General features: G+C 71.6%; 19 protein-coding genes. 5 read left to right on the forward strand and 14 right to left on the reverse strand.

From position 1 onward, the window contains the following. Nucleotides 1-81 precede the first annotated feature (81 nt). The 5 genes from ADL25_RS15535 to ADL25_RS15555 form a co-directional block, all read right to left on the reverse strand. Nucleotides 82-306 (reverse strand): hypothetical protein, encoded by a 225-nt coding sequence (locus ADL25_RS15535; RefSeq protein ID WP_059128319.1) that lies wholly within the window; start codon nucleotides 304-306, stop codon nucleotides 82-84. 142 nt (nucleotides 307-448) lie between these two features. Beyond that, complete coding sequence (locus ADL25_RS15540) at nucleotides 449-775, reverse strand: hypothetical protein (RefSeq protein ID WP_059128320.1); 327 nt, start codon at nucleotides 773-775, stop codon at nucleotides 449-451. Then, nucleotides 772-1,140 (reverse strand): WhiB family transcriptional regulator, encoded by a 369-nt coding sequence (locus tag ADL25_RS15545; protein WP_019072119.1) that lies wholly within the window; start codon nucleotides 1,138-1,140, stop codon nucleotides 772-774. The genes ADL25_RS15540 and ADL25_RS15545 overlap by 4 nt, the downstream gene beginning before the upstream one ends. 175 nt (nucleotides 1,141-1,315) lie before the next feature. Then, nucleotides 1,316-1,633, reverse strand: coding sequence for a hypothetical protein (locus tag ADL25_RS15550; protein WP_059128321.1), 318 nt, complete (start codon nucleotides 1,631-1,633; stop codon nucleotides 1,316-1,318). 169 nt (nucleotides 1,634-1,802) lie between these two features. Beyond that, nucleotides 1,803-4,058: an ATP-dependent DNA helicase UvrD2 gene (locus ADL25_RS15555; protein WP_324614050.1), complete on the reverse strand. Its 2,256-nt coding sequence runs from the start codon at nucleotides 4,056-4,058 to the stop codon at nucleotides 1,803-1,805. Nucleotides 4,059-4,356: 298 nt separating this feature from the next. Here ADL25_RS15555 and ADL25_RS15560 point away from each other — a divergent pair, with 298 nt between their 5' ends. Continuing rightward, nucleotides 4,357-4,599, forward strand: coding sequence for a mycoredoxin (locus tag ADL25_RS15560; RefSeq protein WP_059128322.1), 243 nt, complete (start codon nucleotides 4,357-4,359; stop codon nucleotides 4,597-4,599). A 44-nt stretch (nucleotides 4,600-4,643) separates the two neighbouring features. On the opposite strand, the gene ADL25_RS15565 is transcribed toward ADL25_RS15560, so the two are convergent. From ADL25_RS15565 to ADL25_RS15595, 6 genes are all read right to left on the reverse strand, one after another. Continuing rightward, the gene (locus ADL25_RS15565; protein WP_059128323.1) at nucleotides 4,644-5,252 is read right to left on the reverse strand and encodes a class I SAM-dependent methyltransferase; all 609 of its coding nucleotides are present in this window, start codon (nucleotides 5,250-5,252) and stop codon (nucleotides 4,644-4,646) included. 16 nt (nucleotides 5,253-5,268) lie between these two features. Then, nucleotides 5,269-6,222: an NAD(+) diphosphatase gene (gene nudC / locus ADL25_RS15570; RefSeq protein ID WP_181923154.1), complete on the reverse strand. Its 954-nt coding sequence runs from the start codon at nucleotides 6,220-6,222 to the stop codon at nucleotides 5,269-5,271. Nucleotides 6,223-6,374: 152 nt separating this feature from the next. Continuing rightward, nucleotides 6,375-7,778, reverse strand: coding sequence for a dipeptidase (locus ADL25_RS15575; RefSeq protein WP_059128425.1), 1,404 nt, complete (start codon nucleotides 7,776-7,778; stop codon nucleotides 6,375-6,377). Between the two features lie 10 nt (nucleotides 7,779-7,788). Further along, nucleotides 7,789-11,538: an ATP-dependent helicase gene (locus ADL25_RS15580; protein ID WP_059128325.1), complete on the reverse strand. Its 3,750-nt coding sequence runs from the start codon at nucleotides 11,536-11,538 to the stop codon at nucleotides 7,789-7,791. A gap of 143 nt (nucleotides 11,539-11,681) precedes the next feature. After that, complete coding sequence (locus tag ADL25_RS15585) at nucleotides 11,682-15,014, reverse strand: ATP-dependent helicase (RefSeq protein WP_079050377.1); 3,333 nt, start codon at nucleotides 15,012-15,014, stop codon at nucleotides 11,682-11,684. A 308-nt stretch (nucleotides 15,015-15,322) separates the two neighbouring features. Continuing rightward, nucleotides 15,323-15,685: an MGMT family protein gene (locus ADL25_RS15595; protein WP_059128328.1), complete on the reverse strand. Its 363-nt coding sequence runs from the start codon at nucleotides 15,683-15,685 to the stop codon at nucleotides 15,323-15,325. Between the two features lie 186 nt (nucleotides 15,686-15,871). On the opposite strand from ADL25_RS15595, the gene ADL25_RS15600 reads away from it, so the two are divergent. The 4 genes from ADL25_RS15600 (at nucleotide 15,872) to ADL25_RS15615 (ending at nucleotide 22,573) form a co-directional block, all read left to right on the forward strand. Beyond that, nucleotides 15,872-18,691 (forward strand): lysylphosphatidylglycerol synthase transmembrane domain-containing protein, encoded by a 2,820-nt coding sequence (locus tag ADL25_RS15600; RefSeq protein WP_059128329.1) that lies wholly within the window; start codon nucleotides 15,872-15,874, stop codon nucleotides 18,689-18,691. A 124-nt stretch (nucleotides 18,692-18,815) separates the two neighbouring features. Then, a complete protein-coding gene (locus tag ADL25_RS15605) occupies nucleotides 18,816-20,381 on the forward strand; it encodes an alpha/beta hydrolase (RefSeq protein WP_059128330.1) in 1,566 nt (521 codons plus the stop codon). 165 nt (nucleotides 20,382-20,546) lie between these two features. Further along, nucleotides 20,547-22,082, forward strand: coding sequence for an alpha/beta hydrolase (locus ADL25_RS15610; protein WP_059128331.1), 1,536 nt, complete (start codon nucleotides 20,547-20,549; stop codon nucleotides 22,080-22,082). A 104-nt stretch (nucleotides 22,083-22,186) separates the two neighbouring features. Then, nucleotides 22,187-22,573, forward strand: coding sequence for a DUF4440 domain-containing protein (locus ADL25_RS15615; RefSeq protein WP_059128332.1), 387 nt, complete (start codon nucleotides 22,187-22,189; stop codon nucleotides 22,571-22,573). 120 nt (nucleotides 22,574-22,693) lie between these two features. Here ADL25_RS15615 and moeZ read toward each other — a convergent pair whose 3' ends face one another. The 3 genes from moeZ to ADL25_RS15630 all read right to left on the reverse strand — a co-directional run bounded on the left by moeZ (nucleotide 22,694) and on the right by ADL25_RS15630 (nucleotide 25,631). Beyond that, entirely contained in the window at nucleotides 22,694-23,872 is a 1,179-nt protein-coding gene (moeZ, locus tag ADL25_RS15620; RefSeq protein ID WP_059128333.1) for an adenylyltransferase/sulfurtransferase MoeZ, read from the reverse strand. Between the two features lie 62 nt (nucleotides 23,873-23,934). After that, nucleotides 23,935-24,684, reverse strand: a complete 750-nt coding sequence (locus tag ADL25_RS15625) for a spherulation-specific family 4 protein (protein WP_059128334.1) — start codon at nucleotides 24,682-24,684, stop codon at nucleotides 23,935-23,937. Then, on the reverse strand, nucleotides 24,672-25,631 hold the full coding sequence (locus ADL25_RS15630; RefSeq protein WP_059128335.1) for an NAD-dependent epimerase/dehydratase family protein: 960 nt from the start codon (nucleotides 25,629-25,631) through the stop codon (nucleotides 24,672-24,674). The genes ADL25_RS15625 and ADL25_RS15630 overlap by 13 nt, the downstream gene beginning before the upstream one ends. Nucleotides 25,632-25,765: the final 134 nt, after the last annotated feature.

Below are 25,765 nucleotides of genomic sequence, written 5' to 3' on the forward strand. Positions count from 1 at the left end.
GGGGGGGGTAGTGGGGGGCCCGGGGGTGGGGGGGGGGGGGGGGGGGGGGGGGGGGGGGGGGAGGCCCCCACAAGAAGCGCCCTACCACCAGGCCGAGTCCAGCCGCCCCTCGATCGCCCTGATGTTGTCCCGGGCGCAGTTGTCGCAGAAGTACTGACGGACGCCGTTCTCCACGGAGCAGGTCCAGGTGAGCCGGGGGCCGTCGGCCCGGGTGCCGCATCGGGCACACACGGGGTACTGCGTCCGTGCGGTGTCCGGCCGCCGTGCGGAGCCGCTGTTGTCACTGTCCCCGGGAAGACTCGTCACCCTTGTGACGATATCGCCGCCGGGCTCCTTCGGCGCAGACAACGCACCGCGGGGGCCGGTCCCTTCGGACCGGCCCCCGCGAGACTTTCCGGGTGCCGACGGTGAGCGTCGGTCTACCGCATGCCGACGGAGAACGTCGGAGCTAGTGCATGACGGCCATGGCGAGCGCACGGCGGGCGCGCATGGAGGCGCGCTCGGCCCGGCGCTGCATCCGGCGGGCCATCGCCAGGCGCACGGCCTGGCGTTCCCGCTCGGCCTCATGCAGTCGCTCGTGCATATGCGCACGAGCCAGGGCTTCTGGAATGAGTTGCATCTCTCGGGTCCTGTTCTGGCGCGAGGCGTTGTCCGCACCACTGGTGGTGAAGTCTGGAATCGCGGAGCCGGTGGGCTCGCTGACGGACTGCTTCATCGGGGCCTGCTTCTTGGGGTCGTGCGTGAGGGGGCGATCGATCGTTCCGGTGGTGTTCATGCCGTGACCGGGTTCTTCCGCGGGCGGCCACGCGGCCGCTTCCGGGCGACGACGACACCCTGGACGAACAGTTCGCCGCCCCAGACGCCCCAGGGCTCACGCCGCTCCTTTGCGCCGGCGAGGCAGGCCTCGATCAGCGGGCAGGTGCGGCAGAGGGACTTGGCGTACTCGACGTCGGCCGGCGACTCGGCGAAGAAGACCTCCGGGTCGTAGGAGCGGCAGGGGACGGGTACGCCGAGGTTCTCGATGGCGTCGTCGAGCGCGGTGAGCGCAGTGAGCGGGGTCAAGGTGGAGTCCTCCGTGAGGCCGGGCGGGGGGATCGTTTCCGAAGGCGGTACGGACGGGGCGTGCGCTTCGAGTTGCACGGCTGGTTTTCCTCGTCTGGTCGTTCCGGCCCTGTTGGGCCGGGTGTCGGCTTGGTACCGGGTTCTTTCTTGTCCCGAGGCCCCTTCGCTCTGCCGTCCCCGTTCGGGGAAAACAGAAGGGCCGCGGATCCCGGGTGGGGTTCCGCGGCCCTGAAGGCGCCGGCCTGATCGGCGATCAGGCTGGATCACTCCAGGGTTCTGGCCCACGGAAGGCCCACATCAGGTGGTGCTGCGTCTGCTTCCGGAATCCGGCACCGGCCGCCGCGAAGGCATAGGCCTGTGCCTGTGCCGCTACTGCTTCCAGTGCCTTGGTCGGTCGCTCATTGCGCTCTCGCACGGGCAGGCCCGCGAGAGACGGGGAGGACGCCGGACGCACGGCACGAATGCCGGACAGACCGGTGCCCAGGTCGAAGGCGCCGAGCATGCACGTGGAGACGACCGAGGGATCGGTCACTTTGGCAGTGCTGACAGAACTGGTCTGAATGCTGATCACTTCAATCGCCTCCTCTCGGCGCCTCGGGGGGCCGGCGTCTGCCGGTCCGACGGATAGGTAGGTAAGTACAACACGGAATCAGGGCCTCCGAGAAGGCCGCCGCTCCCGTGGTTTAGAACCTATGGGGATTGCTGGGGCATGCGCAAACTATTTTTTCGACGAGTTCGTCTCAGCCGTCGTTGTCCTCTTCCGCGAGGTCGCGGCCCGCGCAGAGAGCCAGGACATCTGCCCCATAGCGGTTGAGCTTGCGGGCTCCGACCCCTGGGACGCGCGCCAGTTCACCCGGGTCGCCGGGGACGGTTTCGGCGATGGCGACGAGGGTCCGGTCGGTGAAGACGCAGAACGCGGGCTGACCGCTGCGCTGTGCCTGTACCGCCCGCCATGTGCGCAGCCGCTCGTAGAGACCCTCGTCCATGTCGGAGGGGCAGTCGTCGCACCGCATCAGTTTCATCTCGCCGGCGTCGGACAGGGTGCGTCCGCAGACCCGGCAGCGGGCCGGGGTCCGGTTGGTGCGGCGCGGGGCGGGGGTGGAGCCGGCGGTACTGAAGCCGCGTTCGACGCCTCCGAGGCCGCCGGTGGCCGCGCGTCCGGCGGTGCCGGAGGAGCCGGGGCGCAGTCCGTCGAGGAAGCGGCTGGGCCGTCGGTTGGGCCGGCCGCCGGGTGACCGGGACAGGGCCCAGGAGAGGTGGAGGTGTTCTCTGGCGCGGGTGACGCCGACGTAGAGGAGGCGGCGTTCCTCTTCGACCTGTTCGTCCGTACGGGCGTAGGTGATCGGCATCATGCCTTCGGCGACGCCGACGACAAAGACGGCGTCCCATTCCAGGCCCTTGGCCGAGTGCAGGGAAGCGAGGGTGACGCCCTGCACGGTCGGGGCGTGCTGGGCACCTGCCCGCTCGTCCAGTTCCGCCACGAGGTCGGCGAGGGTGGCGCCCGCTTTGGCGGCGGCGAAGTCCTGGGCGAGGTTCACGAGTGCGGCCAGGGATTCCCATCGTTCCCTGACGGCTCCCGAACCCGCGGGGGGTGTGGATGTCCAGCCTTCCCCGGAGAGGACGGCGCGCACTTGGGAGGGGAGGTCCACGGCGTCGTCGAGGAGGGTGTCGTTGGTGCCGAAGCGGGCGGCGCCGCGCAGGGCGATGCCCGCTTTGCGCACCTCTGGGCGGTCGAAGAACCGTTCGGCGCCGCGGAGCTGGTAGGGGATTCCGGCGTCCGCGAGGGCCTGTTCGTAGGTCTCGGACTGGGAATTGGTGCGGAAGAGGATCGCGATCTCCGCCGGTGGTACGCCGGTGGCGAGCAGGTCGCGGATGCGGCGGGCGGCGCCTTCGGCTTCGGCGGGCTCGTCGGCGTATTCGGTGTAGACGGGGTCGGGGCCTGCGGCGCGCTGGGAGATCAGTTCGAGTCGGTGGTCGGCCGCGCGGCCTCGGGCCTGGGCGAGGAGGCCGTTGGCGAGGTGGACGACCTGGGGTGAGGAGCGGTAGTCGCGGACGAGCTTGACGACGGTGGCTCCGGGGTGGCGGATGCGGAAGTCGAGGAGGTGGTCGGGGGTGGCTCCGGTGAAGGAGTAGATGGTCTGGCTGGCGTCGCCGACGACGCACAGGCTGTCGCGGTCGCCGAGCCAGAGTTCCAGCAGGCGCTGCTGGAGCGGGCTGACGTCCTGGTATTCGTCGACGACGAAGTGCTGGTACTGGGCGCGGACCTCGTCGGCGATGTCGTGCCGGTCCTGGAGGATGCCGACGGTGAGCAGGAGGACGTCCTCGAAGTCGATGACGGCGCGGTCGCGCTTGAGGTCTTCGTATGCGGCGTAGAGCTGGGCGATCTCGGCGGGGTCGCGGGGGGCTTCGCGGCCCGTCTTGGCGGCAGCGGCGGCGTAGTCGGCGGGGACGGTCTGGGTGACCTTGGCCCATTCGATTTCGGCGGCCGCGTCACGCAGTTCGTTGCGGTCGAGGCGGATGCGGCAGGCGGCGGCCGCGTCGGCGACGATCTGGATCTTGCGGTCGACGATCTTGGGGATGCCTCCGCCTACGGCTTTCGGCCAGAAGTACTGGAGCTGGCGCAGGGCGGCGGAGTGGAAGGTGCGGGCCTGGACGCCGGTGGCGCCGAGCTGGCGCAGGCGGCCGCGCATCTCGCCCGCGGCGCGGTTGGTGAAGGTGACGGCGAGCACGCTGGAGGGCTGGAGCATGCCGGAGCGGACTCCGTAGGCGATGCGGTGGGTGATGGCGCGGGTCTTGCCGGTGCCTGCGCCTGCCAGTACGCACACCGGGCCGCGCAGGGCGGTCGCCACTTCGCGCTGCTCGGGGTCGAGCCCGTCGAGCACCGCGTCGGCCGAGTCCGGAACCTGCGGGAAGAGGGTGGAGTGCGTTGCTGCTGTCACCCCGCCATGCTGCCAGGTCGGCGGAGACGGGTGCGGCGGTTGTCCACAGGCAGGCACATTCAGTCGTATTAGTGCGGCAGCAGAGCCGGTCGTCGATGTGACGGGCGGGGCCGTTCGCCGCAGCTGACGCAGGCGCTCGCTGGGGCAGTCGCGGTCGCTCACCGCAGCGCACACCGCCGCTCGCTCACCTGGTGTCAACGCTCCTCACCATGGTGGGTGTCATCGCTCGCCGCGGCCGCTCTTCGTCACCGTGGGGACGGGGGTGTGCGCGCCGGGTGGCGGGAATGGTGGAAGGTTCACATACGTTGCCTTCACTGCGACCATGCACACCGAGCCGTAGAGGAGCGCGACAGACATGCCGGGCACTGTGACGATGTACAGCACTTCGTGGTGTGGCTACTGCCGTCGGCTGAAGAGCCAGATGGACCGTGAGGGCATCACGTACAACGAGATCAACATCGAGCAGGACCCGGAGTCCGCGGCGTTCGTGGAGAAGGCGAACGGCGGAAACCAGACGGTCCCGACCGTGCTGTTCGCGGATGGTTCGACCCTCACGAACCCGTCGCTCGCGCAGGTCAAGCAGAAGATCGGCGCTTGACCGCTTCGCGGTTGCGGCTTGGCAGGAGGCGGTCCCCGGGATCCTCAGGGGCCGCCTCTTCGCGGTTTGTCCCACACCAGCGTGTAGCGCCGCAGGAGCCGGCGGCGGAAGCTGCATCCCGGCAGCAGGTGGGACGCGGCCTCGCGGATCTGGGTCCAGTGCATGTTCGGGTCCTCGAGGGGCATTGCGGCCGGGCCGCGCTTCCCCCCTTTGAGCAGTGCGCGGAGCCTGCTCGCGGGCACACCGCACCCGCTGATCACCCAGTCCGTGAACGTCCGGTCGTACGCCAGGCCGACGATCATCAGTCGTCCGCCGGGGGTCAGCAGCCCGAGGGCCGCCACGGCGTCCTCGAAGACGGTGTGGTGGACGACGGCGATCGCGCTGACGAAGTCGTACGCGCCCGCCGGCAGTGCGGCCGTGTCGAGGTAGTCCCCCTCCACGAAGGTGACGTTCGGGGGCGTCTTCTGCCGGGCGAGTCGGATCATGTCGAGCGAGCGGTCCACACCCGTCACGGATCCGGCCCGGTCCGCGAGCTTGCGGGCGAGCAGCCCGTCTCCGCAGCCGACGTCCAGTGCCGCCCGGCAGCCCTGCGGCAGGGCGGTGAGCACGGCGCGGTGGTAGTGGACGTCGTGGTTCCAGTACGGGTCGCTCACGGTGTACGCCCCGAGGTCAGACGCTCCTGGTCGGCAGGGGCTTGCCGTACCACAGTTCGATCAGGCGTGCGGCGATGGAGATGCCGTACGGGGGCAGGACCTCGCCGGACTCGAAGGCGGCGCGCAGTTCCTCGCGGGAGAACCAGCGCGCCTCGTGGATCTCGTCGCCGTCGACCTCGATGTCGGTGGAGGTGGCGCGGGCGAGGAAGCCGAGCATCAGGCTGGACGGGAAGGGCCAGGGCTGGCTGGCGACGTACTCGACCTGGCCGATGGAGACGGCCGCTTCCTCGAAGACCTCGCGGCGCACGGACTGCTCGATGGACTCGCCGGGCTCCACGAAGCCAGCCAGGGTGGAGAAGCGGCCCTCGGGCCAGTGGACCTGGCGGCCGAGCAGGATCCGGTCCTCGTCGTCGATGACGGCCATGATCACTGCGGGGTCGGTGCGGGGGTAGTGCTCGGCGCCGCAGGCCGGGCAGCGGCGGATGTGACCGGCGGCCGCGATGACGGTGCGTTCGCCGCAGCGCGAGCAGAAGCGGTGCATGCGCTGCCAGTTCTCCAGGGCGACGGCGTGCACCATCAGGCCGGCGTCGCGCGGGGACAGCAGCAGGCCGGCTTCGCGCAGGCCCGCGGGGCGCGCGGACTGGTCCATACGGCCGGGCAGGGCGTCCTTCTGGAGCGCGAAGTAGCTGACGCCGTCCTCGTCGGTGCCCAGGAAGTAGCGGTGGGCCTCGGTGAGGGGGGCCTCGAAGGAGGGGGTCATGACGAGTTCGGTCCGGCCGTCGGACGTCTCGTCGATGAGGACCTGGCCGCCGGAGACGACGAAGCAGCGCGTCGTGGGGTGGCTCCACGCCGCGGCGAGCCACGCCTCGTCGAGCCGGTGGTGGGCGGCGCGGTCGATGCCGCTCGGTGCGGTGAGCGAAATGGGTCGGTCGGCGGTGTGGTCGGTCCAGATGGTCACGGGTACTTCCAACTCCCCCGGTGCAGCGGTGGTTTCGGCAGGCGGTTCAGCGGGACGTACGGCTGGAGGGGACCGGGTTCGGTGGACCTTGTGCCTGCGGGGCGGCCCTTCCAGTGTGCCGCGCCCCGCGGGACGGTCGGCCGACCGTCCGGCCCGCGAGATCGTCAGTCCGCACGGTGCCGCCTCTCGCCGAGCTCGCCCCACAGATATGCGGAGGTTTCCGCACCTTTGAGGAGCAGATCGAGTTCGACCTTCTCGTTCGGCGCGTGCCAGCCGTCGGAGGGGACGGAGATGCCGAGGAACAGCACGGGCGCGCCGAGCACCTCCTGAAGGTCGGCGGCCGGTCCGGAGCCGCCCTCGCGGGTGAAGCGGACGGGCTGCTGGAAGGCGCGCCGCATGGCCCGTACGACGGACTGCAGGGCGGGGTCGTCCAGGGGCGTCAGGCAGGGGCGGGTGGCGGCGCCGAAGGTGATCTCGTACCGGATCCCGGCGGGCACCCGGTCGGCGGCCCAGGCCCGGACGGCCTTCTCGATGTGGTCGGGGTCCTGTCCCGCGACGAGGCGGAAGGAGAGCTTGACCATCGCCGAGGACGGGATGATCGTCTTGCTGCCGGGGCCCTGGTAGCCGCCGCCGATGCCGTTGACCTCGGCGGTGGGGCGGGCCCAGATGCGCTCCAGGGTGGTGTGCCCGGCCTCACCGTGGATCGCGGTCGACTTCGCGGTCCGCAGCCACTGGTCCTCGTCGAAGGGGAGCTCGGCGAAGAGTTCGCGTTCGCGGTCGGTGAGCTCGGTGACGCCGTCGTAGAAGCCGGGTATCGCCACGCGCGCGTGCTCGTCGTGCAGGGCGGCGACCAGCCGGGCGACCTCGGTGGCCGGGTTGGGCACCGCACCGCCGAAGGAGCCGGAGTGGATGTCCTGCTCGGGCCCGTGCAGGGTGATCTCGCATTCGGCCAGGCCCCGCATGCCCGTGCACACGGTGGGGGTGTCGGCGGACCACATGCCGGTGTCGGAGACGATCACGGCGTCGGCCGTGAGCCGGTCCGCGTGCTGCTCGACGAGGGCACGGAAGTTCGGCGAGCCGGACTCCTCCTCGCCCTCGATCAGCAGCTTCAGGTGGACCGCCGGGGAGGTCCGGCCGGTGGCGGCGAGGTGGGCGCGGACGCCGAGTGTGTGGAAGAACACCTGCCCCTTGTCGTCGGCCGCCCCGCGCGCGTGGAGGCGGCCCTCGCGGATCTCCGGCTCGAAGGGGTCGCCGGTCCAGCCGTCCTCGCGGGCGGCGGGCTGAACGTCGTGGTGCCCGTACACGAGGACGGTGGGCGCCTGGGGGTCGTCGGCGGGCCAGTCGGCGAAGACGGCGGGAGCACCTGCGGTCGGCCACACCTCGGCGGTGGGGAATCCGGTCTCCAGGAGCTTGGCGGCGAGCCACTCGGCGCTGCGGCGCACGTCCGCCGCGTGCTCGGGCTGGGCGGACACCGACGGGATGCGCAGCCACTCCACGAGGTCGTCGAGGAAGGCGGCACGGTGGTCGTCGATGTACGTGCGGACGGCACTGTCCGGGGTCTCGCTCATGGTCACGAGCCTATCCGCCCGCGCCGGCATCCTCGTCCGCCGGTTCCTCGGCGTAGGGCTCGCCCAGCAGCAGCCGCTCCAGCGCGGCCCGGTCGGGTAGGCCCTCGGGGTGTACGACCTCCCCTGTGCGGACGTACAGGAACGCGGCCTTGACGGCTTCCGGGGGCACCCCCTGCTGCTCGGCCCAGGCGAGCCGGTACAGGGCGAGCTGGAGCGGGTCGCCGGTCCGGCCGCGGCCGGTCTTCCAGTCGACGATCTCGTACGCCGCGTCGCCGTCGTCCGTGCGGTAGACGGCGTCGATGCGCCCCCGCACCACGCGGCCGGCGATGGCGAGCTGGAACGGGGACTCGACGCGGTACGGGGTGCGGTGCGCGTAGGGGGTGCGTTCGAAGGCGTCCTTGAGGGTCTCCAGATCGCGTTCGTCGGCGATCTCGGCGTCCCCGCCGGGCAGTTCCTCCGGCTCCAGCATGGGCAATCGCAGTTCCTCGAAGCGCGCCTCGACCCAGGCATGGAATCGGGTGCCCCGGCGCGCGGCGGGTTGCGGGGGGCGCGGCATGGGGCGCGCCAGTTCCTGCGCGAGCCCGTCGGGGTCGGCGGCCAGGCGCAGCACCTGCGACGCGGTCAGGGACTGCGGCAGGGTGACGTCGGTCACGGCCGCGCGGGCACGCAGCAGCTCTCCGGTGAGGGCGTCCAGGTCGCGGTCCCAGGAGGCGATGGTGCGGCTCTCCTCCGGGGTGGGCCCGCTGTCGTCCTCCACGGGGTGCCGGCGGGGAAGCGGGACGGTCGGGGCGGCCTCGCCGTGCGGCGCGCGTGCGTGGGAGGCGGCCGGCCGGTGTGCGCGGTGGTCCACCGTCCGGGAATCCACGTAGGAGGGGTCCGCGTCCCGGGGATCGTGGGGAAAGCCGTCGTCGAGGCCACTGTCCGGGAACCCCTCATAGGGGTCGCCGTCGGGGAACCCGTCGTAGGGGCCTTCGCCGGGAAAGCCGTCGGCGGTCCCTTCTTCGGGATACCCGTCGTGGCCGCCGTCGGCGAAACCGTCGTTGGGGCCTTCTCCGGAAAACCCCGGACCGGGGCCGGCGTCGGGCACGTGTTCGTAGGGGTCCTGCTCCTCGCGGAGGCGGTCGTCGTAGCGGCGTGCGTCCTCGTGGGAGGGTTCGTCGCCGCGGAGATCCTCCTCGTCGTCGGGCGGGGGCGGCCATTCGGGGTCGTCGTACACGGCGGGGTCGCCGCCTGCCGCGGGGTGGGCTCCGTCGTGCGAGGCGATCGCGTCGAGGTGGCCGAGCACCGTCTCCGCGGCGGCGCGGCGGCGGGCGAGTGCGTCCTCGTCCAGCGGCAGCGGCCAGGCGTGGTCGGCGGAGGCCCGGTGCAGCGCCGGATTCTCTTCGTCCTCGGCGGGCTCCTCGCTCCAGACCTCGATCTCGCCGTACCCGGCGGCGCAGTGCTCGTAGAGGGCATGGAGGAAGTCCGAGGGTCCGCGGGGACGCTTCTGGGCGGGCCCCCACCAGTGACCGGAGCCGAGCAGCAGGGAGCGGGGGCGGGTGAGGGTGACGTAGCCGAGGCGCAGCTCCTCGGTGTGCTGGTGCTCCTTCATGGCCTCGTGGAAGGCCTTCAGTCCCCGGGAGTCCCATGTCGCGACGTCGGGCAGCGTGTCGGCGTCGCCGCGCAGGGCGTGCGGCAGCACCTTGCCCTGGGACGTCCACTTCTCACGTCCCTGGGTGCTGGGGAAGGCGCCGGTGACCAGCCCGGGGACGGCGACGACGTCCCACTCCAGGCCCTTGGACTTGTGGGCGGTGAGCACCTTGACGGTGTTCTCGCCGCCGGGCAGGGCGTTGTCGAGGCCCTTCTCGTACTGGGCGGCCGTGCGCAGGAAGCCGAGGAAGGCCAGAAGGGAGGCGTCGGGGTCGTTGGCGGCGAACGAGGCGGCGACGTCCAGGAAGTTCGACAGTGTCTCGCGGCGGCGGGCGGCCAGCGCGTGCGGGGAGGCGGACAGCTCCACCTCGAGGCCGGTGACGGTGAGGACCCGGTGCAGGACGTCCATCAGCGGATCGGCGAGGGAGCGGCGCAGCTCGCGCAGTTCTGCGGCGAGGCGCGCGAACCGCACACGCGCGTCGGGCGAGAAGGGGAGGCCGTCGTCCTCCCGCTCCGCCTCGATCGGCAGCTCGAGAAAGGTGTCGAGGGCGTCCGCGAGCGAGGTCACCTCGGAGGGGTCCACGCCCTCGACGGCCGCGGCGAGCCGGCGGTCCATGTCGTCGTCGGCGTCCGCGCGCGCGTGCGACACGAGCAGCCGGGCGCGCCGGCCCAGGAGCGCGAGGTCGCGGGCGCCGATGCGCCAGCGCGGGCCGGTGAGCAGACGGACCAGGGAGGCGTTGGCGCCGGGGTCCTGCAGGACCTCGCAGACGGCGACGAGGTCGGCCACCTCGGGCAGGTGGAGCAGCCCGGAAAGACCCACGACCTCCACGGGGACGTCACGGGCGACGAGGGCGCCCTGGATCTCCGCGAAGTCGGCCGCCGTGCGGCACAGCACCGCTACCTCCCCGGGCGCCGTGCCGGTACGCACCAGGTGGGCGATGGAGTCGGCGATCCAGTCGATCTCCTCGGCATGGGTGCGCAGCAGTGCGCAGCGGACCTGTCCGTCGTGTTCGGCGCCGGGGGCCGGGCGCAGTGCCTCCACGCCCGCGTGCATCGCGCGCAGCGGCTCGGCGAGCCCGTTGGCCAGGTCGAGGAGCCGGCCGCCGCTGCGGCGGTTCTCGCTGAGCGCCTGGCGGGCCGCGGGGCGGCCGTCCGTGTGCGGGAAGTGCTCGGGGAAGTCGTCGAGGTTGGCGACGGACGCGCCGCGCCAGCCGTAGATGGCCTGGCACGGGTCGCCCACGGCGGTCACCGGGTGTCCGCTGCCGCCGCCGAACAGTCCGGCGAGCAGCACGCGCTGGGCCACCGACGTGTCCTGGTACTCGTCGAGCAGCACGACGCGGAACTCCTCGCGCAGGATGCGGCCGACCTCGGGGATGCGGCCGAGTGCCGCCGATAGGGCGATCTGGTCGCCGAAGTCGAGGAGGTCGCGCTCCCGCTTGGCCACGCGGTAGCGGCTCACCAGCTCGGCCAGTTCACGGCGGGCCGCCGCCGTCTCTGGAACCTTGCGCAGATCCGCGTTGGTGAGCCGGACGCGCTCCAGGGCATGCAGCAGTTCGGCGTCGTGGGCGCGCACCTGTGTGGGCTCCACGAGGTGCTCGGACAGTTCGGAGTCGAGGGTGAGGAGGTCGCTGACGAGGTCGGGGAAGGAGCGGGTCAGGGCCGGGTAGGGGCCGGGCGCCTCGCGCAGCACACGCGCGGCGAGTTGGTAGCGGGTGGCGTCCGCCAGCAGGCGCGAGGTGGGCTCGAGCCCGATGCGCAGGCCGTGGTCGGTCAGCAGGCGGCCCGCGAAGGCGTGGTACGTGGAGATCAGCGGCTCGCCCGGCGGGTGGTCGGGGTCGATCACGTCCGGGTCGGTGACTCCCGCCTTCACGAGCGCCTTGCGCACGCGCTCGGCGAGTTCACCGGCGGCCTTGTTGGTGAACGTCAGGCCGAGGACCTGCTCCGGGGCGACCTGACCCGTGCCCACCAGCCACACCACGCGGGCCGCCATCACCGTGGTCTTGCCCGAGCCTGCGCCGGCCACGATCACCTGCGGGGCGGGCGGCGCCGTGATGCAGGCCGTCTGCTCAGGGGTGAACGGGATCCCGAGGAGCTCCTTGAGCTGTTCGGGGTCGGTGATACGGGCGGGCACAACTCAGAGGCTATCGGCGGCCACCGACAGTGGATGCCACCTCGCCTGCCGCGCCGGGAGAAGCGCTGGTCAGCACGCGTGGTGCGGTGCATCACAGGGAGGGCTCACCGGCACGGCCCTCAGGGGCGGTCCACCAGGTGCCGTCACTCCACGACGTGGCGGCCCTCCGGCCGCGCGCTGCACGAGGCGCGGAACGCGCAGTGCGTGCAGTGCTGCCCGGTGGTCGGCGAGAAGCGTTCGTCGAGGACCTTGCCTGCCGCGGTGGCGAGCAGTTCACCGACCCACTCCCCCGCCAACGGCTCCTGGGCCTGCACCTTGGGCACGGTGTCGCCGCCGTCCTTCCTAGCGGCGCCCTGCCGCAGCTGGACGAGTTCGGCGCCGCCCGGCTCCGGGCGCAGACCGCCGAACGCCTCGTCGACGGCGCCCTCACGCACGGCGAGCTGATAGACGGCGAGCTGCGGATGGCGGGCCACCTCGGCGGCGCTGGGTGCCTGCTTGCCGGTCTTGAAGTCGACCACGTAGGCGCGGCCCTCGCCGTCCGCCTCGACACGGTCCATGGAGCCGCGGATGCGCACCTGGTAGTCGCCCTCTTCGAGCGTGATGTCGAAGTCGTGCTCGCTCGCCACGGGTGTGCGTCCGGTGCGGTCCATGACGTGCCACTGAAGGAAGCGTTCGAGTGCCACGCGCGCGTTGGCCTTCTCCTGGTCGGACTTCCACGGTGCGTCGAAGGCGAGGGCGTTCCACACCGAGTCGAGCCGTTCCAGGAGAACGTTCAGGTCGGCGGGGGTGCGACCGGAGGCCACCTCGTCGGCGAGCACGTGCACCACGTTGCCGAACCCCTGGGCGGCGGTCGCCGGCGCGTCGGCCTTCACCTCGCGCCCCAGGAACCACTGCAGGGCGCAGGTGTTGGCGAGCTGGTCCAGTGCGCTTCCGGAGAGCACGACGGGCTGGTCGCGATCGCGCAGCGGCACCTTGCTCCGCGTCGGGTCCCACATGCCCCACCAGCGATAGGGGTGTGCGGACGGCACCAGTGGACGGCCGTCGTCGTCGGTGAGCGCGGCGAGCCTGGCGAGCCTGCGGGCGGCGGCCTCCCTGAGGGTGTCGGACGCGCGCGGGTCGACGGTCGTGGCCCGTAGTTCGGCGACGAGCGCGGCGACGGACAGCGGACGACGGGGGCGCCCGGTGACGTTCCTGGGCTCGACACCGAGTTCGGTGAGGAAACGGGAGGGCTGGTCGCCGTCGTCGGCCGGGGCCTTGACGGCGGTGACGACGAGACGTTCACGCGCGCGTGTGCAGGCGACGTAGAACAGGCGCCGCTCCTCGGCCAGCAGCGCGCCGGGGGTGAGAGGTTCGGCGAGTCCGTCCCGGCCGATGCGGTCGGCCTCCAGCAGGGAGCCGCGGCGGCGCAGGTCGGGCCAGAGACCCTCCTGGACGCCCGCGACGACGACCAGGCGCCACTGCAGTCCCTTGGAGCGGTGCGCGGTCATCAGGCGTACGGCGTCGGGACGCACGGCGCGCCGGGTGAGCGTGTCGGCGGCGATGTCCTGGGCCTCGATCTCCTCCAGGAAGTTCAGGGCGCCCCGGCCGCCGGTGCGTTCCTCCGCGCGTGCGGCGGTCGCGAACAGAGCGCACACGGCGTCGAGGTCGCGGTCGGCGTTGCGGCCCGCCGCGCCGCCGCGGCGCGAGGAGTTCTCCAGTCGCCTGGGCCAGGGGGTGCCGTCCCACAGCTCCCACAGGGCCTCCTCGGCCGTGCCGCCGCCCGCGAGCCGCTCGCGTGCCTTCCTCAGGAGCCCGCCGAGGCGCTGGGCTCCGCGCGCGTAGGCCGGGTCGTGCGCGACCAGCCGCTCGGGCTCGGCCAGTGCCCGGGCGAGCAGTTCGTCGGAGGGCGGGGGCACGGGGTTGCCCGCTGCCCGCTCCTCCTCGCGCAGCGCACGGCCCAGGCGGCGCAGGTCGGCGGCGTCCATGCCGGCCAGCGGGGAGGCGAGGAGGGCGAGGGCGGTCTCGGTGTCGAGCCAGGGCTCCGGCTGCGCCTCTTCGGGCCCGGCGCCCTGCTGCCCGGCCTCCCCGGGGGGCGTGCCCGCGACCTCCGCCCGTGCCACCGCGCGCAGTGCCGTCAGCAGGGGGGTCACGGCCGGTTCGTGGCGCAGCGGCAGGTCGTCGCCGTCGATGTCCAGAGGGACTCCGGCGGCCGTCAGGGCGCGGCGGACCATCGGGATCGTGCGCGTTCCGGCGCGGACCAGGACGGCCATCTCGCCCCACGCGACGCCGTCCTCCAGGTGCGCCCGGCGCAGGATGTCGGCGATGTTGTCCAGTTCCGCACCGGCCGTGGGGCAGGTGAGGACCTCGATCCGGCCGCCGTCGCGCACCGCGCCGAGCTCGCGGTGGGCGCGCACCTTCTCCGCCGGAAGCCGGGTGAGGGGCATGCGCTGGGTCAGCATCCGGGTCGCGGCCAGGAGGGCGGCGCCGGAGCGGCGGGACGTCCTGAGGACCTCGACGGGCGCCGGGGCGCCGTCCCTGCGCGGGAAGGCGTGCGGGAAGTCCAGGATGCCGCCCACGTCGGCGCCGCGGAACGCGTAGATCGACTGGTCGGGGTCCCCGAAGGCCACCAGCGTGCGGCCGCGGCCCGCGAGCGCCTTCAGGAGGCGGACCTGCGCCGCGTCGGTGTCCTGGTACTCGTCGACGTAGACCGCGTCGTACCGGGCGGCCAGCCGCTCCGCGACCTCGGGGCGACGGGCCAGCAGCACCGCACGGTGGACCAGCTCGGCGTAGTCGATCACTCCCTGGAGATCCAGGACGTCCAGGTACTCCGCGAGGAAGGCGGAGGCCGCCTGCCAGTCGGGGCGGCCGATGCGCTCGGCGAAGCGGCGCAGGGCGTGGGGGCCGAGGCCCAGTTCGCGGGTGCGGGCCAGTACGGCGCGGACCTCGTCGGCGAAGCCCCGCGTGGTCAGGCAGGCACGCAGTTCGTCGGGCCAGCGGACGTGCGCGAGGCCGAGGCGCTCCAGGTCGGGCTGGCCGGCCAGCAGCTCCCGCACGGCCACGTCCTGCTCGGGTCCCGACAGCAGCCTCAGGGGCTCGACGAAGAGGTCGCTGTCCTGGTGGGCGCGGAGCAGGGCGTAGCAGAAGGAGTGGAACGTGGTGGCCTGCGGGGCGTGCGCCGCCCCTGTGCGCTGCGCCATCCGGTCGCGCAGGTCGATGGCGGCCCTGCGGCTGAACGTCAGGACCAGGATGCGCTCCGGGTCGCCGCGGCGGGCGATCCGGGCGGCGACGGACTCGACCAGTGTGGTCGTCTTGCCGGTGCCCGGGCCTGCGAGGACGAGCAGCGGGCCGGCCCCGTGGTCAACCACCGTCCGCTGTGCTGCGTCCAGCAGAGGGGGATCCACCCGGACAGGCGGGGTACGCACCAGTCGGTAAGCGCCACGGCTCCCCTGCCGCACCCCGGGGTGCGGCAGGCGCCGGGTGGAGGAAGAGGAGCTCACGTGGTTCGCCGGTCCTGGTCGTCGTGCTCGTGCTTGTCGCTGCCGGCGCGGAACGCCGTCGTCGGTGTGTGGTCGTCGGGCGGGGGTCCGAAGGGCTGCCGGGCGGTGACGGAGGGATGAGGGTCGTCACGCGCGTCGTCGACGCTACGCCCGTGCGAACGGCGGAAGCAGGCCTTCCCCTTGGTCCGGCACGCCTCACGGGCCACTGGTGTCCCCCGCAGCACGAACGTAACCCAGGCCACAGACGTGCCCTGGTTGCCCCGAACGGGCGACAGGCCGTCTTGGGCCCCCTCCGGCACCGGAAGCCGTCAGGGGTGCCCCTGCGGGCGCTCCTCGCCGTCCCAGCGCGCCCGTCTCACGTCGACCCGGGGCAGATGGCCCTCGGCGGCGCGGCTCGCCTCGCGCAGTGCGGTCCCCTCCTCGCGGTAGTGGCCCAGCGCCTCCAGTTCATGGCCGGGCAGCAGCACACCGTCCGCGCGGATGACGCGCCACCAGGGAACCGCGCCTCCGTAGAGGGCCATCACACGACCCACCTGACGCGGTCCGCCCTCCTCCAGCCACTCCGCCACGTCCCCGTACGTCATCACGCGTCCCGGCGGAATACGATCCGCCACGTCAAGGACACGTTCCGCGTACTCCGGCAGGGCGTCCGGCAGGCTCTCCTCGCTCATCCGCCCCATCCTGCCCCACGGGACCGACAATGTGACATGAGAGCCTCCGGGCGTATGCCTCGCCCCGGGGCGGCGCTTCGGGCAGACTGTGCGCCCCCGCATTTGCACCCTGATGCCCCCGTGTGTCGGGGTGCCATGCCACCATCATGCGGGCGGTGACTGGTGATACGAGATCAAGAAGAGACGATGAAACAGCAGGGTGTGCACCCCGACGACGCGGAGGGCACCTCTGAGGCTTCGTCGCGCCCGGACACCGCCGCAGCCGGACGGACCCGCAGCGAAGGCACCGACGACAAGAAGCCGCAGACCGGCGAAAACGCGCACAATAAGGCACACGACGCGAAGGGGCCGCCGGAGGCCCCGAAGACCGGCCCGCGTCACCAGTCCGAGGAGGACCGCGTCGACGCCCACAACGACGAGGTCGAGGGCGACGAACCGCTGCTCCCCGCGCGCGTGCACCGTCCCTCCGATCTCATGCGCCTCCTGGTGGGCGTGCTCGCGATCGCGGTGCTCCTTGCGATCGCGGCGTTCGCACACGGCACCACATCGGGGCTCGAACAGGACATCAACAAGGGGACCGGGCAGGCACCCGACCTCCTGATCAAGATCGCGGGTCTGGCGTCGAGCATCGCGATCCTTCTGGTGCCCGTCGCCTTCGCGATCGAGCGGCTGATCAAGCGGGACGGGTTGCGGATCGCCGACGGCGTCCTCGCGGCGGTCCTCGCCCACGGGGTGACGCTCGCCACGGACCTGTGGGTCGCGCGGGCGGCGCCGCCCTCCATCCAGGACGCACTCACCCAGCCCTCCCCCGGCGACATCCACGCCCTGACCGACCCGGTGCACGGCTACCTCGCACCCGTCATCGCCTATATGACGGCCGTCGGCATGTCACGCCGACCCCGCTGGCGCGCCGTGCTGTGGGTGGTGCTGCTGCTCGACGCCTTCTCGATGCTGGTCACCGGCTACACCACCCCGTTCTCGATCGTCCTGACGGTCCTGATCGGCTGGACCGTGGCGGCCGGGACGCTGTACGCGGTCGGCTCTCCGAACGTACGGCCCACCGGGCGGACCCTGATGGCGGGCCTGCGCACCGTGGGCTTCCGCCCCGTGACCGCGGCGCGCGAGGACATGCCCGACACGACGGACAGCGGCGACCGCGGCCGGCGCTACTTCGTCACCCTGGAGGACGGCCCGCCCCTGGACGTCACCGTCGTCGACCGCGAGCAGCAGGCCCAGGCCTTCTTCTACCGTGTGTGGCGGCAGCTGACCCTGCGCGGCATCACCACTCGCCGCAGCCTGCAGTCGCTCCGCCAGGCCCTCGAGCAGGAGGCGCTCCTCGCGTACGCGGCCATCGCGGCAGGAGCGAACGCCCCCAAGCTGATCGCGACCTCGGAGCTCGGCCCGGACGCCGTGATGCTCGTCTACGAGCACACCGGCGGCCGAAACCTGGACCAGCTGGCCGACGAGGAGATCACCGACGAGCTGATGCGCGACACCTGGCAGCAGGTGCGCGCCCTCCAGTCACGGCGCATCGCGCACCGCCGGCTGGCCGGCGACGCCATCGTGGTGGACGGCTCGGGCGCGGTGATCCTGACGGATCTGCGCAACGGCGAGATCGCGGCCGGCGACCTGGTACTGCGGATGGACATCGCGCAGCTGCTGACCACGCTCGGGCTGCGCGTCGGTGCCCCGCGCGCGGTGGCGTCCGCGGTCGGCGTGCTCGGCCCGGACGCGGTCGCCGACTGTCTGCCCATGCTCCAGCCCATCGCCCTGACGCGCTCCACGCGCGCGACGCTCAGGAAACTCGCCCGCGAACGGGCGCATCGCGAGCGGGAGGCGGTCCTCGAGGCGTCCCGGCAGGCCAAGGCGGCCCGCCTGGAGGAAGGCCACGAGGGCGCGGAAGTCGTCCTCGACAAGCCCGACAAGAAGGCGGCCCGCGCAGAGCACCGGGCCGAGAAGCGAGCGCTCGACGAGGCGCTCGACGAGGCACGCGAGGAGGATCTGCTCACCCAGATCCGCCACCAGGTGCTGCGGATCCGCCCGCAGGCGCCGGTCGAGCCGGTTCGCCTGGAGCGAGTGCGGCCCCGAACCCTGATCAGCTTCATCGCGGGTGCCATCGGCGCGTACTTCCTGCTCACCCAGCTGACTCACATCGAGTTCGGCACGCTCTTCTCCAGCGCCGAATGGGGCTGGGTGGCGGCGGCCGTGCTCTTCTCCGCCCTGAGTTATGTCGCGGCCGCAATGGCGCTGCTGGGCTTCGTGCCCGAGCGGGTGCCGTTCTGGCGGACCGTGGCGGCGCAGGTCGCCGGCTCCTTCGTGAAGATCGTGGCGCCCGCGGCGGTCGGCGGAGTGGCGCTCAACACGCGCTTCCTGCAGCGCGCCGGCGTACGGCCGGGTCTCGCGGTCGCCAGCGTCGGCGCCTCGCAGCTGTTCGGACTGGGCTGTCATGTGCTGATGCTGCTCTCCTTCGGCTATCTCACGGGCACCGAGAAGACACCCTCGCTGTCCCCCTCCCGTACGGTCATCGCGGGCCTGCTGACGGTCGCGGTGCTCGTCCTGGTGGTCACGTCGGTGCCGTTCCTGCGGAAGTTCGTCGTCACGCGCGTGAGGTCGTTGTTCGCGGGTGTCGTGCCGCGCATGCTGGACGTGCTGCAGCGCCCCCAGAAGCTGGTCACCGGTATCGGCGGCATGCTGCTGCTGACCGCGTCGTTCGTGATGTGCCTGGACGCGTCGATCCGGGCGTTCGGTCACGAGGAGCCGACCACTTTGACCCTGGCCAGCGTCGCGGTCGTCTTCCTCGCGGGCAACGCGCTCGGATCGGCCGCGCCGACCCCGGGCGGCGTGGGCGCGGTGGAGGCCACCCTGACCGTCGGCCTCATCGCCGTCGGCCTCCCCAAGGAGGTGGCCGCGCCGGCGGTGCTGCTGTACCGGCTGCTGACGCTGTGGCTGCCTGTCCTGCCCGGGTGGCTGTTCTTCAACCATCTGACGCGCAAGGGGTCGCTCTAGTACCGGGGCCAGGGGCGGGCGCCGGCCCCCGACACGCAAAGCGACACGCGGTTTTCGGCACCCGAACTCACCCGCACGGCCCGCATTCTGAGCGCTTCTCGCCGTGCGCCCGCACGATGGGATCATGTCGAACCCTCACAGGATCCGCGCCGTCTCACTGGCCGCCACCGCTGTCCTCGCCACCCCCCTGCTGACGGGCTGGACCACCGGCCCCGCAACCGGGGCGCCTTCGGGCCCGACCGCGAACACGGCCGGTCAGAAGCTGAACTGGAAGGACTGCCCCGCGCCCTCCGCCGCGCAGGGCGGCGGCAGCGCCCCGGCGCCGCTGCCCGACGGCAGCCGATGGCAGTGCGCCACCATGAAAGCGCCCCTGAACTGGGACAACCCCAAGAGCGGCACCATCGACATAGCCTTGATCCGGGTGAAGGCCAGTGGCCCCCCGAGCAAGCGCATCGGCTCCCTCGTCTTCAACTTCGGGGGCCCGGGCGGCTCCGGCGTCAGCACGCTGCCCGCCTTCGCGCAGGACTACGCGGCCCTGCGCACCCGTTTCGACCTGGTGAGCTTCGACCCGCGCGGCGTCGGCCGCAGTTCGCCCGTGATCTGCGAGAACGACCAGCAACTCGACGCGTTCTTCCAGCAGGACGCGACGCCCGACACCCCGGCCGAGAAGAAGACGTACCTCTACAACACCGAGCGGTTCAACAGGACCTGCAAGCTGAACTCCGGCAAGGTGCTGCCGTATGTAGGCACCACCGACGCCGCCCGGGACATGGACCTGATGCGTCAGGTGCTCGGCGACGCCAAGCTGAACTACTTCGGCATCTCGTACGGCACCGAACTCGGCGGCGTCTACGCCCACTTGTTCCCCGGAAAGCTCGGACGGGCCGTGCTCGACGCGGTCGTCGACCCGACACAGGACTCGAAACAGAGCGCGCTCGGACAGGCCAAGGGCTTCCAGCTCGCGTTCGACAACTTCGCCCGGAACTGCACCCAGCAGAGCACGGGATGCCCGATCGGCAAGACGCCGCAGGACGTCAGGAACCGCATCGCCGCGCTGATCAAGAGGCTCGACAGCAAGCCGATCCCCGGCATCGCGCCCCGGCTGCTCACCCAGACCGCCGCGGTCAACGGCATCGCCGAGGCCCTGTACTCCAAGGACTTCTGGCCGTACCTCACCGAGGGCCTCCAGCAGGCGTACGCCGGCGACGGCAAGGTGCTGATGCTGCTGTCCGACGCGATGAACGGGCGCAGCGACAACGGCCAGTACAGCAATCTGATCCCCGCGAACATCGCCATCAACTGCGCGGACCAGAAGGCGCGCTACACCACCGCGGACGTGAAGGCGAGCCTGCCGCAGTTCCGGGCCGCGTCCCCGTTGTTCGGCGAGCTCCTGGCCTGGGGAATGGTCAGCTGCACCGACTGGTCGGTCGCGGGAGCGGCCACCCATCCGAACGTGAGCGCGCCCGGTGCCCCGCCGATCCTGGTCGTCGGCAACACCGGTGACCCCGCCACCCCGTACGAGGGCGCGAGGAGGATGGCGCAGGCGCTGGGCAAGGGTGTCGGCATCGAGCTGACCTACCACGGCCAGGGGCACGGCTCCTACGACAGCGGCAGCAAGTGCGTGCAGAACGCCGTGAACAACTATCTGCTGAACGGACGGATCCCGCCGGCCGGTACCGTCTGCTACTGATCCCGCCGGCTCCCGGTGGCGACCCTTCCTCGACCGGCGCACAATCACAGGAAAAGCGCAGGTCAGTGACTTATCCACAGGCGGGCATGGTCTCGGCCGGGCCCGCCTACTATGGCCTGACTGTTCCTCGCGTCTCCGTGCGGGGAGCTCGTCAGGGGGGTGCACATGTCACGTTTCGCATGGTGGACGGCCGCGGTCGCCGCGGCGGTGCTGCTGACAGGCTGCGGCGGTTCGTCCGGCGCGTCCGACGACGACGCGAAGCACGGGTCCGACGACGCGTTCTCGGCGTCCGCTCCCGCGACGTCCTCCGGCCTGCCCTCCTCCCTCACCTCCCAAAAGCTCGACTGGGGTCGCTGCACGGGCGCCTCCGCGCCGTCCGGCGACTGGCAGTGCGCGACGGTGAAGGTGCCTCTGGACTGGTCGAAGCCGGGTGGTGAGACCATCGGCGTGGCACTGATCCGCTCCAAGGCCACCGGAGACAGCCGCATAGGCTCGCTCCTTTTCAACTTCGGCGGGCCTGGAGGGTCGGGCGTCTCGATACTGCCGTCGTACGCGAACGTCGTCTCCAAGCTCCACGAGCGCTATGACCTGGTGAGCTGGGATCCGCGCGGGGTCGGCGCCAGCGAGGGGATCCGCTGCCGCAGCGACAAGGCGATCCAGGCGGCCGAGACCGTCGACACCACTCCGGACGACTCCGCCGAGGAGACGGCGTATCTCCGCGACGCCGCCGACTTCGGCAAGGGCTGCGCCAAGGCCGCCGGAAAGCTGCTCGCGCATGTGTCGACCACCGACACGGCACGCGACATGGACCTGATCCGCGAGGTGCTCGGCGACCGCAAGATGCACTACTTCGGCATCTCCTACGGCACCGAACTCGGCGGTGTGTACGCCCATCTGTTCCCGACCCACATCGGCCGGTCCGTGCTCGACGCGGTCGTGGACCCGACGGCCGACAGCGTGGGCCACGCCAAGAACCAGACCCTCGGCTTCCAGCGGGCCCTGGACGACTACCTCAAGTCGACCGGCCAGGACCCGAAGCAGGGTTCCCGCGAGATCGCGGACCTGATGAAGCGGATCGACGCCAAGCCGCTGCCGACGTCCTCCGGGCGCAAGCTCACCCAGAGCCTGGCCCTCACCGGCATCGTCCTGCCGCTCTACAGCAAGGACAGCTGGCCCGCCCTCACCATCGCCCTGCAGTCGGCCCAGTCGGGCGACGGCTCGGAGCTGCTGAGGCTCGCCGACTCCTACAACGAGCGGGACGCCTCGGGCCGCTACGGCACTACGACGCACTCCCAGCGGGTCATATCGTGCCTCGACGACAAGCAGCGGCCGACGGCGCAGCAGATGAAGAAGCTGCTGCCGGAGTTCGAGAAGATCTCCCCCGTGTTCGGCGACTTCCTGGGCTGGGACACGGCCGGCTGGTGTCACGACTGGCCGGTGGCCGGGGAGTTCGACCATCCCGAGGTCAGCGCCCCGGGAGCGGCGCCCGTCCTGGTGGTGGGCAACACCGGGGATCCCGCGACGCCGTACGAGGGCGCGCAGAAGATGGCCGACGGGCTCGGCAAGGGCGTCGGCGTCCTGCTCACCTGGAAGGGCGAGGGACACGGGGCGTACGGGAGCGGAAGCGACTGCGTCGACTCGGCGGTGAACGCCTATCTGCTGAACGGCACTGTCCCGGCGGAGGGCAAGGTCTGCTCATGACGATCGCGAGGGCTTCGGGCATCGCGGCGCCCGAAGCCCTCGGGCAAGGGTGCCGGCGCCCGCCCGGTGGCGGCCGGCCGGACGGGCCGGGTGAGGATGGGCCCATGGACAGTGCGACAGACGATGTGAGCCAGGCCATCGCGGGCGAGTTGCTTCTCATGGATCCGGATGTGCGTGCCTCGCGCGAACGTGCCGGGCGGCTTCTCGACCCGGAGTTCGTCGAGATCGGCGGGTCGGGACGGCGGTGGACGTACGACTCCATGCTGGCCGAACTGGCCGGGCTTGCCGGCAGCGCGGAGGACGGTCCGCACTACGAGCCCTCGAAGATCTCGGGGGTGCTGCTCGCGCCCGGGCTTGTGCATCTGACGTTCGAGACCATGATCGGCGAGCGCAGGACCAGGCACAGTTCGATCTGGCGCAAGGGGGACGGAGCCGAAGGCTGGCGGATGTACTACCACCAGGCCACGCGCGTGCCATCAGATGTGGACTGAGCGCCGGGGGTTCCCTGCCCGTGCGCGCAGGCCGAGGGCGACCGGCCATGGCACAGGCCCACGGCAGCTGGACTGGTCGCAGCCGTGGGCCTGTTGTGTCTCGCCGGTACGCCGTAGGGGTCAGTACACGGGCTTGTCGGGCTCGATCTGGTTGACCCAGCCGATCACGCCACCGCCCACGTGGACCGCGTCCGCGAAGCCCGCCGACTTCAGCACGGCGAGGACTTCCGCACTGCGGACACCCGTCTTGCAGTGCAGGACGATCTTCTTGTCCTGCGGGAGGCTCTCCAGCGCGGTGCCCATGAGGAACTCGTTCTTCGGGATCAGCCGGGCACCCGGGATGGAGACGATCTCGTACTCGTTCGGCTCGCGGACGTCGATGATCTCGATGTTCTCGCCGTCGTCGATCCACTCCTTGAGCTGCTTGGGAGTGATCGTCGAGTCGGCGGCGGCCGCCTGGGCCTCCTCGGAGACGACGCCACAGAAGGCCTCGTAGTCGATGAGCTCGGTGACGGTCGGGTTCTCACCGCAGACCGCGCAGTTCGGGTCCTTGCGAACCTTGACCTGGCGGTACTGCATCTCCAGGGCGTCGTAGATCATCAGCCGGCCGACGAGCGGCTCGCCCGTGCCGGTGAGGACCTTGATCGCCTCGGTCACCTGGATGGAGCCGATGGACGCGCACAGCACGCCGAGGACGCCGCCCTCGGCGCACGACGGGACCATGCCCGGCGGCGGGGGCTCCGGGTACAGGCAGCGGTAGCAGGGGCCGTGCTCGGACCAGAAGACGGAGGCCTGGCCGTCGAAGCGGTAGATCGAGCCCCACACGTATGGCTTGTTCAGCAGCACGCACGCGTCGTTGACCAGGTAGCGCGTGGCGAAGTTGTCCGTGCCGTCGACGATCAGGTCGTACTGGCTGAAGATGTCCATCACGTTGTCGGCCTCGAGCCGCTCCTCGTGAAGGATCACGTTCACGTAAGGGTTGATGCCCTGCACCGAGTCACGCGCGGACTCGGCCTTCGAGCGGCCGATGTCGGCCTGGCTGTGGATGATCTGCCGCTGCAGGTTCGACTCGTCGACCTCGTCGAACTCCACGATCCCCAGCGTTCCCACGCCGGCCGCGGCCAGGTACATCAGGGCGGGCGAGCCCAGACCGCCCGCGCCCACACAGAGCACCTTCGCGTTCTTCAGCCGCTTCTGCCCGTCCATCCCGACATCGGGGATGATCAGGTGGCGGGAGTACCTGCGGACCTCGTCTACGGTGAGCTCGGCAGCCGGCTCAACCAGGGGTGGCAGCGACACGGGGACTCCGTTGGTCGGTCAATCACTACGGTTGTTCACCCGTAACACTGCCACGCCCTTCTTCATTCCGAGACACCCGGTCCGATGCGCGAGACGATTTCGTCCCAGTAGCCGGGCAGGGACTCCCAGGGGTCGGTTCGGCCACCCCGGCCGTAGCGGTCGGTGAACCAGATCGTCCCGGCCCCCTGCCAGCGCGCGATGCGTAATGCCTCCTCGAGATGGCGGCGGGGAACACCGTGCACGAAGTGGCAGAACCGCTCGGGCGGATAGTCGGCGGTCCACTCGGCCACCTGCGACCAGCGGTACTCGCTCCAGGGGCCGGAGTACGTGACCAACTGGTCGCCGTTCTCGGCGTATCCGGGATACGGGTGCGCGCCGTGCCCCAGCACGATGTGGCCCGGAGCGAGGAGTGTACGCAGGGTGGTGATGGTGCGGCGGATCTCGGGAAGTGCGGCGCGCTCGGTCGGGCACCGGTCCAGGAAGAATCCGTCGACCCGGTACCAGTCGAGATAGCGGTGGGCCTCGGAGATCAACTCGCCGTGGGGCCGCGCGCCATAGGTGACGTCGAGGTGACCGAGAACACGGACGCCCGCGTTGGTCAGCCGTCCCGCCGCCTCCAGGCAGTGCGGGTCGGGCCGGATGCCCGGGCCTCCGCTCACGTTGAGGACCGCCCAGTGCACCGGGGTGCCGGGGCGTGTGAGCTCCCCCCACTCCAGCGGGGCGACGAGCGGGTGCGCATAACCGGGAATACCGAGGCCCATGTCCAGGCCGGTGCTCGTGGTGCCCGCTGTGGTGCTGGTCAGATGCGGCATGCCGCCTCCATCCAGATGTCGGCGAGGGACTCTTCGAGGTTGATCCGCGGGCGCCAGCCGAGCCTGTCGCGGGCGGTGCGCACATCGGCCTGCTGCCAGCTGCCGCAGCCGTCCGGGTAGGGATGGGCGACGGGAGCGGCATGCTCCGGGTCGTTGCGCGGATGGCCGATGGCCGACCGCATCGGTCCGGGAGGTCCGTCGAGTTCATGCAGGTTGCCGCCGTAGCCGGCCACACGGGCGAGGACGGCGACCGCGTCGCGGAGCCGTACCGCGCGGCCGGAGCCAATGTTGATCACACCCTGCGCCGCGGAGAGGGACGCGGCATGGACGGCCCGGGCGACGTCGCGGACGTCGACGAAGTCACGCTGGGCGCCGAGACCGCCCAGCTTCAGTTCGCCGTCGCCGGACTGCATGGCACGGCGGAGCGCTTCGGCCAGGCGACCCAGCGGGGATCCGGCGGGGGTGCCGGGTCCCGCGGGTGAGAAGACGCGGAGCACGACGGCGTCCAGGCCCGAGCCGAGGACCAGTTCGGTCGCGGCGAGCTTGCTGACGCCGTACGGGCCGCCGGGACGCGGGATGGCGTCCTCGGCCGTGGAGGAGCCGGGCTGACTGGGTCCGTACTCGGCCCCGCAGCCGATCTGCACCAGCCGGGCCCCGCAGCCGCTGCGGCGCAGGGCCTCGCACACGGTGGCGACGGCGACGGTGTTGTGCCGGGTGAGGTCGCGGGCGCCGCCTCTGATGGCTCCCGCGCAGTTGATGACGACCCCGGGGTGGACGGCGTCCAGGAAGCGGGTGAGCGCGCCCGGGCTGCCGGAGGCGAGGTCGAACCGTACGTCGGCGTCGTCGCCGCGGCCGAGCGCGGTGAGCTGCACGGCCGGGTCGGCGAGCAGCCGGTCGGCGACGAAGCGTCCGAGATATCCGTTGGCTCCGATCAGCAGGACCCTCATCGGGCGGCTCCCGGGGCGGATTCTCCGGTTCGGGAGGTGATCATCTGACGTTCTCCTTCGGGGTGGTGCCGTGGGATGAGAGGGCCCGCGGTGTCGGCCCCGCGGGAGACGGGTGCCGGGGACGAGGTCCCCGG

Origin of the sequence: Streptomyces sp. NRRL F-5122, from assembly GCF_001507435.1 — a bacterium.
Classification (GTDB): Bacteria; Actinomycetota; Actinomycetes; order Streptomycetales; family Streptomycetaceae; genus Streptomyces; species Streptomyces lannensis.